General features: G+C 46.5%; 1 protein-coding gene. It reads left to right on the forward strand.

The window, feature by feature from the left end; all coding sequences use genetic code 11:
• Positions 1-147: 147 nt before the first annotated feature.
• On the forward strand, positions 148-1,112 hold a 965-nt coding region (gene yjeH, locus R8N28_RS26450; protein WP_318183818.1), incomplete at its 3' end, for an L-methionine/branched-chain amino acid transporter.

The following is a 1,112-nucleotide window of genomic DNA, read 5'->3' on the forward strand; positions in this document are numbered from 1 at the left end:
TTTTGTTGGATTTATTTAAACCAACCGTCATATTGACGGTGAACAAGCGCATTTTGTTTTTTGGAGTTCAGATATTCTATCTTCAACCCAAAGTCCAATTAAGGCGCAGCATGGAACGCGCACTTAAATAAAACCTCCGAGAAACGCATGGAACAGCTAAAAAAAGACATCTCTCTTATCTCCGGTATCGCCCAGTTGTCCACAACCTTGATGGGAACAGGCTTGTTTATGATTCCCGCTATCGCGGCAGGAATCGCTGGCCATTTTTCTTTGTGGGCTTGGGTCCTTTTATTCATCGCGATTTGTCCAATCGCGCTGACTTTTGCCCAACTTGGTAAGCGCTACCCGAATGCTGGCGGCACGGCATTTTTTGTGCGTCAAGCTTTTAACTCGAGATTGGAAAGCAGCGTCGCTTGGCTATTTGTCAGTGTAATTCCCGTTGGCGTGCCTGCCGCGATTGCTCTTGCAGCAGGTTTTCTTCAACAACTGCTTCCTACTCCAATCAACAACCACTTATTTGCGCAAGTATTGACGGTTTTTCTGCTCATCTTGGTCAACCTATTGGGCACCAAATCATCAGGGCGCTTGCAAACCGTCATCGCATTGAGTGTTTTTGCTTTGGTTGGGGCATTTTTGTTTAAAGGCGAAATCAATAGCGCAGATCTTTCAATGCCGACTCTCACAACAGAATCCATTTGGCCGATCACCGCAGCACTTGGCGTGATGTTCTGGTGCTTTGTTGGCATCGAAGCCTTTGCTCACATGGGGGAAGAGTTCAAGAATCCGCAACGAGACTTCCCGATCGCAATTATCGTCGGCTGTTTTGTTGCTGGTGCAACTTACTGGGCTTGTTCTGTTGTCATCTTAAAGTTTGGTGCTTATGGCAACGCACAATTCGATAATGCTTCCATCCCTTGGTTAAGCGCCCATTTATTGGGAGATAGCGCAAAGTGGCTCATCAGTATCATTGGATTTTCTGCGTGCTTTGCCAGCGTTAACTTATATACCCAAAGCCTATCAAGAATGGTTTGGGCTCAAGCGCGCGAACATCGTCCAAAGAGTCCACGGGCTAAAATTTCGCGTAGTGGCGTACCTTCATATGCAACGGTTTT

This window comes from Vibrio sp. Vb1554, assembly GCF_033344235.1.